The organism is Actinoallomurus sp. NBC_01490, from assembly GCF_036227085.1.
Classification (GTDB): domain Bacteria; phylum Actinomycetota; class Actinomycetes; order Streptosporangiales; family Streptosporangiaceae; genus Actinoallomurus; species Actinoallomurus oryzae.
Genome location: NZ_CP109433.1, coordinates 8,830,796 through 8,845,836 on the forward strand (window position 1 = coordinate 8,830,796; position 15,041 = coordinate 8,845,836).

Consider the following 15,041-nt stretch of genomic DNA (forward strand, 5'->3'; position numbering starts at 1 on the left):
GAGTAATAGCACCATGGCACTGTCCGACCAGGAAATCCTCAAGGGCCTCGGCAAGATCATCGAGGAGATCGCCGGTGTGCCGGCGTCCGACGTCACCCCCGACAAGTCGTTCGTGGACGACCTCGACATCGACTCGCTGTCGATGGTGGAGATCGCCGTCGCCGCGCAGGACGAGTTCGGCGTCGAGATCCCCGACGACGAGCTGAAGAACCTCAAGACCGTCAAGGACGTCGTCGTCTACGTGCAGGGCAAGGACGCGGCCTGAAAGACACGTCCAGCGACGAGAACATCAAAGGAGAGCGTGACCGAATGAGTACCTCCGTCGTCGTGACCGGACTGGGCGCGACCACGCCACTCGGCGGCGACGTGGCGTCGACCTGGTCCGCTCTGCTCGCGGGCCGTTCCGGCGTCAAGCCGATCGAGGCGGACTGGGCCAAGGACCTGCCGGTGAGGATCGCCGCGAGGATCGCGGTGGAGCCGTCGGAGGTCCTGCCCAGGCACCGGCTGCGCCGTCTCGACCGGTGCCAGCAGTTCGCTCTCATCGCCGCGCACGAGGCCTGGCGCGACGCCGGCCTCGCGTTCGGTGACGAGGAGTCGGCGGAGGGCTTCCGGGTCGACGGCGACCGGCTCGGCGCGGTCGTCTCCAGCGGCATCGGGGGGATCATCACCACCCTCGACAACTACGACACGCTGCGGGAGAAGGGCTGGAAGCGCGTCTCGCCGTTCGCCGTGCCGATGCTGATGCCCAACGGCGCCGCCGGCCAGGTGAGCATCGAGTTCGGCGCCCGTGCGGGCGCGCACGCGCTGGCGAGCGCGTGCGCCTCCAGCGCCGAGGCCATCGGCTACGGCATCGACATGATCCGCTCCGGCCGTGCCGACATCGTCATCGCCGGTGGCACCGAAGCGGCCATTCACCAGCTCAACCTCGCCGCGTTCGCGTCGATGCGCGCCATGTCGACGCGTAACGACGAGCCGGAGCGCGCGTCGCGGCCCTACGACAAGAACCGCGACGGTTTCGTGCTCGGCGAGGGCTCGGGCATCGTCATCCTCGAGTCCGAGGAGCACGCCCGTGCGCGCGGCGCGCGGATCCACGGCGTCGCCGCCGGCGTCGGGTACTCCGCCGACGCCAACGACATCGTGCAGAACGACGCTGACGGCATGTCCAAGGCCATGAAGCGCGCGCTGGCCGACGCGGGTCTCGAGCCAGGAGACATCGTCCACATCAACGCACACGGCACGTCCACCCCGATCGGCGACGTCGGTGAGATCAAGGCGATCAAGAAGGCGCTCGGCGACGCGGCCGGGCAGATCATCGTGACGAGCACCAAGTCGATGACCGGGCACCTGCTCGGTGGCACCGGCGCGGTGGAGTCGATCGCCACGCTGCTCGCGCTGCGCGAGGGCCTGGTCCCGCCGACCATCAACATCGACGATCTCGACGACGAAGTCGACCTCGACATCGCCCAGGGCGAGCCGAGGAAGCTGCCCGGCGGCCCCGCCGCGGCACTGAACAACTCGTTCGGCTTCGGTGGCCACAACGTGTGCGTCGCCTTTAGGAGGCATGAGTCGTGACCGTTGTCGACAGTCGTACCCCCGCTCCGGCGGCCGACGAGATCCCCCAGCAGGCCGAGGCCGAGCTCGAGGCCGAGGCCGCGCCGGATCCCCGGGACCCGCGCGTCCGTCTCGAAGCGCTCTTCGACGAGGGGTCGCTGCGGCTCCTCACCGAAGAGGACGACAGCGGCGCCATCGCGGGCGTCGGCCGGATCGAGGGCATGCCCGTCGCGGCCTTCGCCAGCGACCCGCGCGTCCAGGGCGGCGCCCTGGGCGCGGCGGGCTGTGAGCACATCGTGCACGCGTACGACCACGCGGTGCGCGAGCGCCTGCCGATCATCGGCCTGTGGCACTCCGGCGGTGCCCGCATCGCCGAGGGCGTCGAGTCGCTCCACGGCGTCGGCCGGATCTTCGCCGCGATGACCCACGCCTCCGGCGTGGTGCCGCAGATCTCGGTCGTGCTCGGTGCCGCGGCCGGCGGTGCGGCGTACGGCCCGGCGCTGACCGACATCGTCATCCTGTCCGAGGGCGGCCGCATCTTCGTGACCGGCCCGGACGTCGTCCGCTCGGTCACCGGCGAGGACGTCGACATGGCGGCGCTGGGCGGTCCCGAGCCGCACAGCAAGCGCAGCGGTGTCGTGCACATCGTGACCAAGACCGACACCGAGGCCCTGCTCAAGGCCCGGCGGGTCGCGGCGCTGCTCGGCCACCAGGGCCGGCTGCGGCCCGAAGAGGTGGACGAGGTCGACCTGGGCGGCATCCTGCCGGACAACCCCCGGCGTGCCTACAACGTCAAGCCGATCGTGACCCGGCTGCTCGACGAGGGGTCGGAGTCGATCGAGCTGCACCCCAAGTGGGCGCCGAACATCACGACCACGCTGGGCCGCCTCGGCGGCCGGACGGTCGGGGTCATCGCCAACAACCCGATGCGGCTGGGCGGCTGCCTGGACGCGACGTCGGCGGAGAAGGCGGCGCGGTTCGTCCGGATGTGCGACGCGTTCGGGGTGCCGCTCATCATGGTGGTCGACGTCCCCGGCTACCTGCCGGGCGTGGGCCAGGAGCACGACGGCGTCGTACGGCGAGGGGCCAAGCTCCTGCACGCGTTCGCCGAGGCGGTCGTGCCGCGGGTGACGCTGGTGACCCGCAAGCTGTACGGCGGCGCGTACATCGCGATGAACTCCCGCGCCCTGGGCGCGACGCGCGTCTTCGCCTGGCCGACCGCCGAGGTCGCGGTGATGGGCTCGGTCGCCGCGGTCCGCATCCTGCACCGGCGCAAGCTGGCCGCCGTGCCGGAGGAGGAGCGCCACGCGCTGGAAGAGCAGCTCGCGGCCGAACACGAGAAGATCGTCGGCGGCCTCGACCGGGCGCAGAACATCGGCGTCATCGACGAGGTCATCGAGCCCGCGAAGACCCGCCGCGCGATCGCGCAGGCGATCGCCGAGGCCACCCCGGCCCGCGGCGCACACGGCAACATCCCTCTGTAGCAGTGGACCCGGGCACCGCCCGGAGACCCCACATACGGCACGCCCCGTCCAGGCCCGTCCTGGACGGGGCGTTTCGGGTTCGTGGCCCGTACGGCTGTGACCACTGATCCTCGTTGCTGGTACCTCCCGGAAAGGGCGGTATCGGCGACGTCCGCGCCCGGCCGGTCTCGTCTCGCCGAGGCCCCGGGCCGCGGCCGTACGGCGGCGCGTCCCCGTGTCGCTCCCCGCGGGGGACGGCCGTCTCCCACCGGCCGGGCCGGCGGGCGCCGGGCGGACTCCGGCCGGCGCGGCCCGACGGTCGGCCGCTCCGGTCCGGTCACCCGGCTTCGTACGTGATCAGCCGGCGGCGTGCAGCCAGCGGACCGGGGCTCCGTCGCCGGCGCGACGGAACGGCTCCAGCTCGTCGTCCCACGGCTTGCCGAGGAGCCGGTCGACCTCGTGCTCGAAGGTCGCCTTGCCCGCCATGGCGTTGGCCATCGCCGCGCGCAGGCGGTCTTCGGGCACGTGGACGTCGCCGTTCGCGCCGATCACGGCGGTGAAGGCACCGAGGGAGGGCGTCACGCTGTAGCGGACGCCGTCGCATCCGGGCGTGGCGTCCTCGGTCACCTCGAAGCGCAGCAGGCGCCAGTCGCGCAGCGCCGACACGATGCCGGCCGCTGTGCCGGGGCGACCTTCCCAGCACAGCTCGGTGCGCATCGTCCCTGGCGCCGCGGGCTGATCGCTCCACGGCAGTGAGACGGGCACACCGAGAACGCCTGCGGCGGCCCACTCGATGTGAGGGCACAGCGCAGGCGGCGCTGAGTGGACGTAGAAAACGCCACGTGCGGACACCGGACCTCCTGGGAGCGTTGCGAGGTTCGTCTTCCCCAACGTCCTCGCACCAGACCGGACCGAATGACCGCATGGTCATTGTGCCTCATGCTCATCACTCGCACCAGACCGCATACCGCGTAGGAATGAGTCGGACCTACCAGATCGGCCTCGTGGGTGTCGCCGGCGCCACGCCTGGAGGCCGGCTCCGGCCGCGATCACGACGGCGAGCCAGGGCACGTAGTCGCCGTAGCGGTCGTACGGCGTGCGCCCGCGTGACGGCGTGACCTCCACGACGACCGAGCCCCGCCGGGGCGTGTCCATCCAGGCGATCCGCCGTCCCCGCTCGTCGAACGCGGCCGACACCCCGGTCAGCGCGGCCTGTACCGCGGGCCGTCCCGTCTCGGCGGCCCGTACGGCGCCGAGCGAGGCGTGCTGCGGCGGCGCCCAGCTGCCCTGGAACGTCGAGGTCGCCGACTCGTACACGAGGACGCGGGCCCCGCGGTTCACGACCGTGCGGGCCAGGTCGGGGAAGGTCGACTCGAAGCAGATCAGCGGTCCGAAGTCGACGGCGCCCGCGCGCATCATCACGACGCCCGTGCCGGGCACGCGGTTCTGATCGGCCGCCTTGCTGACGCGGGTGAGCCAGCCGAGGGTGGTCCGCAGCGGGATGTACTCGCCGAAGGGCACGAGGCGGTTCTTGACGTACCGGGCCCGCTCCCCGTCCGGCCCGATGAGAACGGCGCTCTTGGAGATGCGGCCGGTGGCGTCCCGCGCGTCCTCATTGACGAGCAGCGGGCCGTGCGCGCGGGCGAGGGCCGTCAGCCGGGCCATCAGGTCGGGTCGCCGGCGCAGGTCGAAACCGACGCTGCTCTCGCCCCAGACCACCAGGTCGACCCTGGGCAGCGCGGCGGTGATCCGCTCCCCCGCGTCGAACCGCGTGCCCGCGCCGACCACGACGCCCGGCTGCACGAGCGCCACCTTCAGCGGACGGCCGGCGGGCGCGGACCAGGACCGGTACGTCAGCGGTCCGGCCGCCGCGATCAGGGCGGCGAGCAGAACGGCGGCGAGGGGACGGCGGACCGGCCGCCCCGCGGGCGGCGTGTCCCCGGCGCGGCGGAACCAGGCGCCGGCCGCGATCGCCAGCGCGGTGTTGACCGCCACGAGGGCGAAGGTGACGAGCCACACGCCGCCGACGGAGGCCAGGCTCAGCACCGCGGGATGCCGCCACTGTGTCGCGCCGTACAGCGCCCACGGGCCGCCCAGCGACTGCCAGGAGCGCCCCCACTCCGCCGCGAGCCACACGCTCGGCACCACGACGACGGCGGCGATGAGGCGGCCGGGCCGCAGGAGCGCCCAGGCCGCGTAGCCCCACGGCGCCCAGAGCGCGCCGGCGGCCACGGCGAGCAGGAGCACACCCGGCCCGACGGTGGGGAACAGCCAGTAGAGCGCGGCGAGGATGAACCCGGCGCCGAACCACCAGCCGCGCTTGGCCGCCTCACGGCCGGTCGGCGCGGAGCGGGCGAGCAGCAGGCCGGGCGTGAGCGCCACCCACGCGAGCCAGTCGAGCCCCGGACGCGGGAAGGCCAGCACCGGCAGCGCGCCCGCGACGAGGGCCGGCGCCCGGCGGCGCAGGAGGGCGAGGGCCCTGGCGCGCCGGGTGACGGAACGGCCGCCGTCCGCCGACGGGTCTCCGCTGGATCCGATCACCTCCGCCGCGGCCCTCACCCCTCAAGAGTGATCGTCCACGGGGACGTAAGGCAAGGGGGCCGGTTCCCCCGTTCCGCTGGCCGTACGCGACATGTCACGGCACACTGCGTAACGTCCACTCGCTCTGCGTGAACGACCGGTGCTGCGGAGGTACGCGGTGTTCGACGAGATCGTTCAGGCGGCGCGGCTCGAACGCCTGCTCGCCCGCCACCGCGACGCCGTGGTCGCCGAGCCGGTGCGTGGGCGCCCCTCCCTCGTACGCCGCGACCAGATCCTCGTCGCCGGCCAGGACGTGCCGGCGGTGGAGGATCTGGTGCGCCGCTGGCGCGACACGACGGAGGAGGGCCCGGGCGCCGCCCGCGTGCACCTGCGGGCGCCGGCGGGTGTCGACGTCTGCGAGCTGGCCGCCGAACTGCACGGGCACCACGGGCTGGCGGTGGCGCCCAACCACCTCGTGCACGGCCAGCCGATGTGGTGGACGGGCCCGGCCGGGCGGCCACGGCCCGCCGCGCCGCCCGCCCCGCCCGCCGCCCCGGGCGCGGGGCGGCGCCCGGTCACGGTCGCGGTGCTCGACACAGGGATGTCGCCGCACCCGTGGTACGAGACGACGGACTGGTACGCCGCGCAGCGCGCGGAGGTCACCGAGGTCCTCGACGCCGATCTGGACTACGAACTCGACGCCCAGGCGGGGCACGGGACGTTCATCGCGGGCGTGCTCCTGCGGCACGCGCCCGGGGTCCGGATCCGTGCCCTCCGGGTGATCGGCGGCGACGGCGTCGGTGACGAGCTCGGCGTCCTGCGCGCGCTGGCCTGGCTGTCGGACTGGGGACGGGCCGACGTCGCCAACCTGTCGCTCGGCTGCCACACGTACGACGACCGCCCGTCTCCGGTCGTCGCCCGCGCCGTCGCCGCCCTCGCCCGGCGCACGGTCGTGGTGGCGTGCGCCGGCAACCACGCGAGCGACCGGCCGTTCTGGCCCGCCGCGCTGAAGCACGTGGTCGCCGTCGCCGCACTGGACGGTGAGGAGCGCGCCTGGTTCTCCGACCACGGCTGGTGGGTGGACGCCTCCGCGCCGGGAGTGGACGTCACGAGCTGCTTCGTGCGCTTCGACGGCCCGCGCCCACCGGTGCACGGAATCGACCCGGACGCCTTCGCCGGCTACGCGACGTGGAGCGGCACCTCGTTCGCCGCGCCCGCGGTGGCCGGCCGGATCGCCGACCTGGCGGCCACCGAGCGGATCCCCGCCCCTCTGGCGGCCGCCCGCCTGCTCGACCCCGCCGGCCGGCGGGTCTCGCCGGAACTCGGCGTGATCCTGACGCCTTAGGCGCACCGGCCGGGCTCCGCGACCACCGGCGTCACTCGCCGCTCCGGCCGCCGCACCGCCGGGAATGTCGGTGCCGTCGCCTACCGTCAGTCGCATCCAGAGCCGGACGGCAGGCGGCTGATCGGGGATCGCGGCAGCGGGAGGGGACACGGTGGCCACATTCGTCTTGATCCACGGCGCCGGCGATGTCGGCTGGTACTGGCATTCGGTCGAGGCCGCACTGCGGGCGCGAGGCCATGACACCGTCGCGCCGGATCTTCCCTGCGACGACGACTCGGCGGGCCTGCCCGAATACGCGGACACCGTGGTCGAGGCGGTCGGCGACCGGACCGATCTGATCGTCGTCGCCCAGTCGCTCGGCGGCTTCACGGCCCCGCTCGTCTGCGACCGGGTGGCGGTGAAACTGCTCGTCCTGGTCGCGCCCATGATCCCCGCGCCGGCGGAGGCGCCCGCCGACTACTGGGCCCATACGCGATACGACCAGGAGGCGCGCGACCACTACGACGACACGATCGCGCTGTTCTACCAGGACGTCCCGCCGGAACTGGCCGCCGAGGCACTGAAGCGGACGCGCGGCCAGTCCGAGGCCCGGATGGCGGAGGCCTCGCCGCTTCGGGCCTGGCCCGACGTCCCCACGCGGGTCTTGATCTGTCGCGACGACCGCCTGCTCCCCACGGCTTTCCAGCGCCGCGTCGCCCGGGAGCGCCTGGGCATCACCCCCGACGAGATCGACGGTGGGCACACCCCCGCGCTGAGCCGCCCCCGCGAGCTGACGGACCGCCTCGAGGCCTACGCCGCCGAGCAGGGGCTGCTCGGTGACCGCGACGAGCCGGCCGCCTCCCGGAGGCCGGGCGGCGGGATGCCGTCCCGATGAACACCGGTCACCGACGGCGCCCGGACGACCCCGACCGTGGTGAGGGGACCGCGATGCGAGACGCCGCGAGCGAACACACGCTGGACCCCGGCGGCTACGAGGCCGAACTGCGGCGACACGACCAGGTGCTGCGCCGGACCTGTGGCGTCCGGCTCCACGACCACGTGCTCGACGTCGGATGCGGCGCCGGGCAGACGACCCGGCAGGCCGCGCGCACGGCCCGGGCAGGCGGCGCGCTCGGCGTCGACATCTCCGCACCCGCCATCGAGCGTGCCCGTGAGCTCGCCCGGGCGGAGGGGCTCCGCAACGTCACGTTCGAACACGCCGACGCGCAGGTTCAACGCTTTCCGCGACAGCGCTTCGACCTGGCGATCAGCAGGTTCGGCACGATGTTCTTCGAGGACCCCGTCGCCGCGTTCACCAACATCGGCCGGGCGCTGCGCCCGGCCGGGCGCCTGGTGATGATGGTCTGGCAGTCCTCCGAACGCAATGAGTGGATCGTCGCGATCCGCCGGGCCCTCGCAGGCCCCGAAGGGTCCGGGGCCGCCGCTTCCGCCGGACCGGATCCGTTCTCGCTCGCCGACGCGGCGACCGTGAGGCAGACGCTGGACGCCGCGGGGTTCGCCGACATCGCCTTCAGCGAGGTCCGCGAGCCGGTCTACTACGGTCCGGACGTGGCCGCCGCCCTCGACTGGGTCCGCGGCTTCACCTGCACCGGCGAGACACTGAACGGGCAGGACCCCGCCGCGGCGGCGCGTACGGTCGCGCGTCTGCGCGAGACGCTCTCCGCACACCTGCGCGACGACGGCGTCTGGTTCGACTCCCGCGCCTGGATCATCACTGCTCGTCGCCCCTGAGAGGGCTCGCCCAGACCTCGGGTCGATCGCGCGAGCGCCCCCGGCGGCGGTACGCCGGAACCTAATGCAGCCACTTATGCCCCGATCGCGGAGAGACCGCATGAAATCGCCGCGCGCCATATTCGCGGAGACCGGGGTGATCCGCTCTTTTGAGCTCGCGCATCACCGCGGGCGACGGCGTCGACATGCACACACACCCCGGGCCCAGCCCGTTTCCACGCCGCATGTCGATCCTCGACGCCGCCACGGACGCGGCGCGTGTCGGATTCCGTGCCATCGTGGCCGAGTCGCACCACCACGGCATGCAGCCCGACATCCTGGCGCTGGAGAGCGCCGGCCTGCGGGACGTGCCGGTCAAGGTCTACGGCGGCATCGCGCTGAACCGGACCGTCGGCGGCCTGAACCCGTACGCGGTGGAACTCGCGCTTGGCCTGGATGGCAAGGTGGTGTGGTCCCCGACCATCTCCTCCCCCGCCCACATCGAGTTCCACCGGCACAACCACCACAGCGGCTTTCCCGTCTCCGGCGTGCCGCTGCGCGACAACGAGCCGATCAGCATCCTCGACGAATCCGGCGGCCTCGTCGACGCCGCCCGCGACGTCGTCGACGTGATCAGAAAGGAGTCGGTGGGACGCCGGCCCGCGGAACGGCCCATGAAGAAGATCGCCGACTACTACCGCGCGGCCGGCCCGGAGCGCACGATCTTCTCCTCCGACCTCGGGCAGCGCGGCAACCCGCTGCCCGTCACGGCGTACCGGCGGATGGTGCGCGCCATGCTCGAGAAGGATCTGCCCGCCTGCCGGACGCGAGGCCTGTGCCGCATCCGCATCCCCGCCGTGGACGGCGTCGTCCTGGCCGCCGCCATCTTCGACGAGCACGACATCGCGGTCACCGTTGCCCTGGTCGGCACGACGTCGTCTCTGCCGGAGGAGGCGTCGGCGGCGGAGACGACGCTGTTACGCACCGCGTACCTGATCACCGAGGAGATGAACGGCCTCCGAACCCGGCGGCGGGCATTGACGGACCCGTCGACGACGTTCCTGGACGCCTGAGAACCCTGGCACGGCCGTCACCGCGACGTCGCGCGGTCCGCGTGCACCGTCGTTCGGGCGAGTGCGGCAATGCCCACACCGGACGGTCTTTACGACTTAGGGTAATCGAGCGGTAACGATCCGCTAATATCCGCGTCTGTGGAGGAGATGAGCACGGGCGATCTCGTACGGCGGGCGGGGCAGGGAGACGCGGAGGCGTGGCGGGCACTCGTCGGCCGTTACTCCCGCCTTCTCTGCTCGATCGCACGCTCGTACGGGCTGAGCGGCGCCGACGCCGAGGACGTGGTGCAGACGACGTGGCTCCGCCTGGTCGAGCGCCTCACCCTGCTGCGCGACCCGGCGCGCGCGGGGGCCTGGCTGGCGGTCACGGCGCGGCGCGAGAGCATGGCCACGCTCCGGCGGGCCGGGCGCGAGCGGCCTCTCAAGGGAACCGGACCGACGGTGACCGGGCCCCACCACGTGGTGTTCGGCCGCGATCTGGCCGCCTCCGTCGGGGCCGCGCTGGAGACGATCCCGCCGCGCTGCCGCGAGCTGCTGGAGCTGTTGGCCGGCTCGCCGCGGCTCAGCTACGCGGAGATCTCCGCGGCGCTCGAGATGCCGGTGGGCAGCGTGGGTCCGACGCGTGCGCGCTGCCTCACCCACCTGCGCCGTCGCCTCGGCGGTCGCGCGTGAACGAGCGAAACGGGCGACCGAACAGGCACAGCGGCGTTTCGCTCATGGGTCCGGCCAGGGAGGCCCCATGAGCGAACGCAGTGAGCGAATCGACAACACAGCGCCCATGGTCACTCCTCCGACGAAGGAGGGCCCATGAGCGAACGCAGTGAGCGAATCGACAACACAGCGCCCATGGTCACTCCTCCGACGAAGGAGGGCTCATGAGCAGGCGAGGCGACGGGCACAGCGGCTCCGCGCCCGGTGAACCGAGCGATCAGGAGCTGACCAGGGCGCTGCGCCGGGCGTTCCCTCCGGTGCCGGAGCGGGTGATCGCGCTCGGGCAGGCCGCGTTCGACTGGTTCGAGCCGGCCGCCGCGCTCGCCACGCTCACCTCCGAGACCATCGCGGCTCCGGCGGGCGTCCGCGGGGGCGGCTCGCGGCTGCTCACCTTCTCCGGGGCCCGCGTCAGCGTGGAGATCGAGGTCTGCGGCCGGGAGATCGTCGGCCAGCTCGCGCCCCCGTCGGCCGCCGAGGTGATCCTGCGGTCGCCCGGTGGTGAGCGCGGCACGCGGACCGACGACGCGGGGGCCTTCGCCCTGACCGGGGTTCCGGCGGGCGTGGTCAGCCTGCTGTTCCGGCTGGCCGACGCGACGTCGGTCGTGACGAGCTGGATCCGTGTCTGATCGCCTGATCACGGCGGCGGCGGCCGATCCGCGGCGGGCCTACGACACGGCTCTCGCGCTGGTGGACGATGGTGACCCGGCGCTCCGCGTGACCGCCCGGCGCGCGCTGGGCCTCGCCTGCAAGGAGCTCGGCCGGCTCGGCGAGGGGCGTGCGCACCTCGCCGAGGCCCTGCGGGTCGCCGAGTCCGAGGGGCTGGCGTACGCGTCGGCGCTGGTCAAGATGAACCTCGTCGGGCTGCTCGTCGCGGCCGGCGACGTGGACGGCGCGCTCGCGGCGGCCGACGAGGCGGCGCCCGTGCTCACCGGGGCCGACGCCGACCGTCTCCTGGCGAACCGCGCCTGTGCCCTGGCCCGTGCCGGGCGCATCGAGGAGGTGGCGCGAATCGCGCGCACGTGCCGCGATCCGGAGGTGGCGATCGGCCTGCGGGTCAACGTCGGGCTCGCGCGGGTGTACGCCGGACGGCTCGGGCGCGGTGAGGCGGACCTGCGCGGTGCGCTCGCGCTGGCCGAGCGCGCCGGACTGCGGCACCAGGCGGCGATGGCACGCCACAACCTCGCGGTGGTCGCGCTGCGCCGTGGCGACCTGCCGCGGGCGCTCGCGATCTACGACGAGGTCGAAGCGCGGCTCACCGGTGTCGGCGAGCGGCTGTGCCAGCTTCACCTCGACCGCTCGGAGGCGCTGATCGCGGCCCGGCTGCCGGGCGAGGCGCGCGTGCTGCTGGCGCGGACGCTCGAACGCCTCGACGGCGCCGGTTACCGCTGTGACACCGCCGACGCCCTGCTGCTGCTCTCCCACGCCGAGCTGGCCGACGGCGACCCGCACGCCGCGGCCGCGACCGCCGAGCGGGCACGGGCCGCGTTCGGCCCCGGACGTCCGGGGTTCGCGCTGCTGGCCGGGCAGGTCGGGCTGCGGGCCCGCTGGGCCGGCGGCGACCGGTCGGCCGCGCTGGCCGCCGAGGCCGAGCGCGCCGCCGGGCGTCTGGAGCGCGCCGGCTGGGCGTCCGCGGCGGCCGAGACACGTGCCCTGGCCGCCCTGGTCGCGCTCGCGCGGGGCCGGCGGGAGCACGCGCGGCGCCTTCTCGCCCAGGCCCGCGAGGGCGGCACGGTGAGCACGAGGGTCGCCGTCCGGCACGCCACGGCGCTACTGCGGATCGCCGACGGCGACCGGCGCGGCGCGACCGCCGCGGTCCGCGCGGGCCTGCGGGCGGTGGACGAGCACGCCGCCGCCCTCGGCGCGGCCGAACTGCGCGGACGCGCCGCCGGCTGGTCCGCCGAGCTGGCCGCGCTCGGCGTACGACTCGCTCGTGGGCCACGGGAGCTGCTGCTCGCCGCCGAACGCGGCCGGGCCATCGCCGACCGGCCGCCCGCCGTACGTCCGCCGCGCGACCGGCGGCTGGCCGGGCTCCTGGCCGAGCTGCGCCGGGTCAGCGCCGAGGTGCCGCACCGGCCCGCGCTGCTCTCCGCGCAGGCGCGGCTGGAGGACACCGTCCGCGCCCGTACCCGGCGGCTGACCTCCACTCGGCCGGCGGTCCGCGGCTGGAAGTGGCTCGTGCCCGCGCTGCGGGAGACCCTCGGCGACCGGGTGTTCGCCGAACTGGTCCGCGACGGCGACGACCTGCTCGCGGTGACCGTGGCGGACGGCCGCTGCCGCCGCGTGGCGCTCGGCCCGTACGCCGGTGCCGAGCACGACGTACGGCTGCTGCGCTTCGCCGTGTCGCGCCTCGCGCGGGAGGCGGACGGTGAGGCGGCGGAGCGCGGCCTGGTGGCAGCGGCGGGGCGGCTGGACGCGCGGCTGCTCGGCCCGCTGCGGCTCGGCGACCGGCCGCTGGTGCTGGCTCCCACCGGGGCGCTGCACGGCCTGCCGTGGGCGGCGCTGCCGTCGCTGGCGGGACGGGCGGTGACCGTCACGCCGTCGGCCGCGGGCTGGCTGCGGGCGCTGGGGGCGCCCACGTCGTCCGGGCACGTGACGCTCGTCGCCGGGCCCGACCTCGGGCATGCCGCCCGCGAGGTGGCCGCGGTGCGCGAGCGGTACCCCGGCGCGGTGGTGCTCGAGGGCGCCGCCGCGACGGCGGGCGCGGTCCGTACGGCCCTGGACGGCGCCGCGATCGCCCATCTCGCCGTGCACGGTGAGTTCCGGGCCGGCAACGCCCTGTTCTCCGGCCTCCGCCTCGCGGACGGCCCGCTCGTCGCCTACGACCTCGACCACCTGCGCCGGCCGCCACGGCTGATGGTCCTGTCCGCGTGCGACGCGGGGCGGGCCGACGTCCGGGCGGGCGAGGCGGTCATCGGCATGGTCGGCTGCGCCCTGGCGTACGGCGCCGCCACCGTGATCGCCGGCGTCACCCCGGTCGGCGACGCCGCCGCCCGGGAACTCATGGTCGGCCTGCACACGCGCCTGGCGGCGGGCACGCCCCCGGCAGAGGCCCTCGCCGGCGCACCCCGGCCGCGGGCCGCCCTCGGATTCGTCTGCTTCGGCGCGGGCCGGTGAGCCGCGGGCCGGCACGGCGCGAGCCGCGGGAACACGGGCCGGTGAGATACGGGCTGGTGAGGCACGGCGGCGGGACCGCCCGGTAGCGTACGGGCGTGACCGAGCGGATCTTCACCCTCAGTGAGGCACGCGCGCTGCTTCCCGAGGTGCGCGCGCGGGTCGACGCGATCGTGGCGGCACGTGCCGACCTCGCCGAGCTGTCGTACGCGCTGCGGTCGGGTCAGTCCTCGCGTCTCGGCGGCAAGCCGGAGCAGAAGGGATACGAGGCGCGCATCGACGAGGCCGTGGGATGGTTCACCATCCAGGGCATCGAGGTGAAGAGCCTGGCCCCCGTGCTCATCGACTTCCCCGCGTACCACGCGGGCCGGTCGGTGCGCCTGTGCCTCCTGGAGGGCGAGCGGGAGCTGACCTGGTACCACCGGACCGAGCTCGGCTTCGCCGGCCGCCGCCGTCTGCCGGGCGCCTGACCGGCGACCTGTCGCCGACGCCGTCGGCGAAGCGGGCTTCCGGGGGTGCTCAGGCGAAGTAGTGGTCCTCCTTGAGATCGGCGATCAGCCCCGGGCGGGCCGGCTGCCACCCGAGCAGATCACGGGTGATCCGCGCCGAGGCGGGGCCGTCGAATCCCCAGAAGTGACTGAGCCAGCCGACGTACTCTCCGGCCTGCTCGGGGGTGACGGAGACGGCGGGGACGCTGAGCCGTGCGGCGAAGATCTCGGCGACCTCACGGATCGGGACGCCCTCGTCGCCGACCGCGTGCAGCACCGAGCCGGCCGGCGCGGACTCGAGCGCCAGGCGGAACAGGCGCGCGGCGTCGTCGCGGTGGACCGCCGGCCAGCGGTTGGTTCCGTCGCCGACGTAGGCCGCGGCGCCCTTCTCCCGAGCGAAGCCGATCACGGTCGGGATGAACCCGTTGTCGCCGTCACCGTGAGTGGCCGGTGGTATCCGCACGACCGAGGAGCGCACTCCGCGGTCGGCGAGCGCGAGAGTGTGGTGGGCGTTGGCGATCCGCCCGTTCGCGCCGCTGATCGGAACGTCACGGTCGCCCGTGCCGGCGGGCAGGCCGTCGCGTTCGGTGGCGACGACGCCGGGCGGGAGCCCGAGCACGCCGAGGATGCCCGAGGCGATGACGAACGGCTTGCCGGAGCCGGCGAGGGCCTCACCGAAGGCCTCGATCGCCGCGCGGTCGGCGGCGGTGGCCCCGGCGTAGTCGCCGGCGAAGGCGATGTCGTGCTTGAACGCGAGATGGACGACGCCGTCGGACGAGGCGGCGGCGTCGCGCAGGGTGTCGAGGTCGTCGAGCGAGCCCGGGCGGACCTCGGCGCCCGCGGCCCGCAGGGTCTGGGCCGCGGCGTCGGAGCGGGCCAGTCCGGTGACCTTGTGGCCGGCGGCGGTGAGCTCGGGGACGAGCCCGCGGCCGATCCAGCCCGACGCTCCGGTGACGAAAACTCTCATGGAAGACCTCCAGGACGTGGGTGCCCGCCGAGCGGTCCGCGGCGCGCACCCCTTGATGTCAGCCCCTATTCTTTGTACGGTCGTACTAGAAATGTCAAGCCG

Annotated in this window: 14 protein-coding genes; 11 read left to right on the top strand and 3 right to left on the bottom strand. The window is 74.3% G+C overall.

The window, feature by feature from the left end; all coding sequences use genetic code 11:
* The first annotated feature begins 13 nt into the window (after positions 1 to 13).
* Genes OG417_RS40720 through OG417_RS40730 form a run of 3 tightly spaced genes read left to right on the top strand, consistent with a single transcriptional unit; the run spans position 14 to position 3,035 of the window.
* Positions 14 to 265, top strand: a complete 252-nt coding sequence (locus tag OG417_RS40720; protein ID WP_329240617.1) for an acyl carrier protein — start codon at positions 14 to 16, stop codon at positions 263 to 265.
* Between the two features lie 44 nt (positions 266 to 309).
* The gene (gene fabF, locus OG417_RS40725) at positions 310 to 1,572 is read left to right on the top strand and encodes a beta-ketoacyl-ACP synthase II (RefSeq protein ID WP_329240620.1); all 1,263 of its coding nucleotides are present in this window, start codon (positions 310 to 312) and stop codon (positions 1,570 to 1,572) included.
* Positions 1,569 to 3,035 carry an acyl-CoA carboxylase subunit beta gene (locus OG417_RS40730; protein ID WP_442875607.1) on the top strand — a complete coding sequence of 489 codons (1,467 nt, stop codon included), beginning with the start codon at positions 1,569 to 1,571 and terminating at the stop codon, positions 3,033 to 3,035. The genes fabF and OG417_RS40730 overlap by 4 nt, the downstream gene beginning before the upstream one ends.
* 336 nt (positions 3,036 to 3,371) lie before the next feature.
* On the opposite strand, the gene OG417_RS40735 is transcribed toward OG417_RS40730, so the two are convergent.
* Both OG417_RS40735 and lnt read right to left on the bottom strand, forming a co-directional pair.
* Positions 3,372 to 3,866: a DUF3145 domain-containing protein gene (locus OG417_RS40735; RefSeq protein ID WP_329240623.1), complete on the bottom strand. Its 495-nt coding sequence runs from the start codon at positions 3,864 to 3,866 to the stop codon at positions 3,372 to 3,374.
* A gap of 75 nt (positions 3,867 to 3,941) precedes the next feature.
* A complete protein-coding gene (gene lnt, locus OG417_RS40740) occupies positions 3,942 to 5,573 on the bottom strand; it encodes an apolipoprotein N-acyltransferase (RefSeq protein WP_329240626.1) in 1,632 nt (543 codons plus the stop codon).
* Between the two features lie 139 nt (positions 5,574 to 5,712).
* Between lnt and OG417_RS40745 the strand changes: the two genes are divergently transcribed.
* From OG417_RS40745 to OG417_RS40780, 8 genes are all read left to right on the top strand, one after another.
* Positions 5,713 to 6,879, top strand: coding sequence for a S8/S53 family peptidase (locus OG417_RS40745; RefSeq protein ID WP_329240631.1), 1,167 nt, complete (start codon positions 5,713 to 5,715; stop codon positions 6,877 to 6,879).
* A 151-nt stretch (positions 6,880 to 7,030) separates the two neighbouring features.
* Positions 7,031 to 7,753, top strand: a complete 723-nt coding sequence (locus OG417_RS40750) for an alpha/beta hydrolase (RefSeq protein WP_329240634.1) — start codon at positions 7,031 to 7,033, stop codon at positions 7,751 to 7,753.
* 53 nt (positions 7,754 to 7,806) lie between these two features.
* Positions 7,807 to 8,610 (top strand): class I SAM-dependent methyltransferase, encoded by an 804-nt coding sequence (locus tag OG417_RS40755; RefSeq protein ID WP_329240638.1) that lies wholly within the window; start codon positions 7,807 to 7,809, stop codon positions 8,608 to 8,610.
* Positions 8,611 to 8,795: 185 nt separating this feature from the next.
* On the top strand, positions 8,796 to 9,662 hold the full coding sequence (locus OG417_RS40760; protein WP_329262970.1) for a DUF6282 family protein: 867 nt from the start codon (positions 8,796 to 8,798) through the stop codon (positions 9,660 to 9,662).
* Between the two features lie 147 nt (positions 9,663 to 9,809).
* Entirely contained in the window at positions 9,810 to 10,334 is a 525-nt protein-coding gene (locus OG417_RS40765; protein ID WP_329240639.1) for an RNA polymerase sigma factor, read from the top strand.
* A 203-nt stretch (positions 10,335 to 10,537) separates the two neighbouring features.
* Positions 10,538 to 10,999 carry a hypothetical protein gene (locus tag OG417_RS40770; protein WP_329240641.1) on the top strand — a complete coding sequence of 154 codons (462 nt, stop codon included), beginning with the start codon at positions 10,538 to 10,540 and terminating at the stop codon, positions 10,997 to 10,999.
* A complete protein-coding gene (locus tag OG417_RS40775) occupies positions 10,992 to 13,487 on the top strand; it encodes a CHAT domain-containing protein (protein WP_329240644.1) in 2,496 nt (831 codons plus the stop codon). Before OG417_RS40770 ends, OG417_RS40775 begins: the two co-directional genes overlap by 8 nt.
* A gap of 95 nt (positions 13,488 to 13,582) precedes the next feature.
* Complete coding sequence (locus OG417_RS40780) at positions 13,583 to 13,954, top strand: DUF2203 domain-containing protein (protein ID WP_329240647.1); 372 nt, start codon at positions 13,583 to 13,585, stop codon at positions 13,952 to 13,954.
* Between the two features lie 49 nt (positions 13,955 to 14,003).
* Here the strand turns inward: OG417_RS40780 and OG417_RS40785 are convergent, their stop codons facing one another.
* A complete protein-coding gene (locus tag OG417_RS40785; protein ID WP_329240649.1) occupies positions 14,004 to 14,939 on the bottom strand; it encodes an SDR family oxidoreductase in 936 nt (311 codons plus the stop codon).
* Positions 14,940 to 15,041 lie beyond the last annotated feature (102 nt).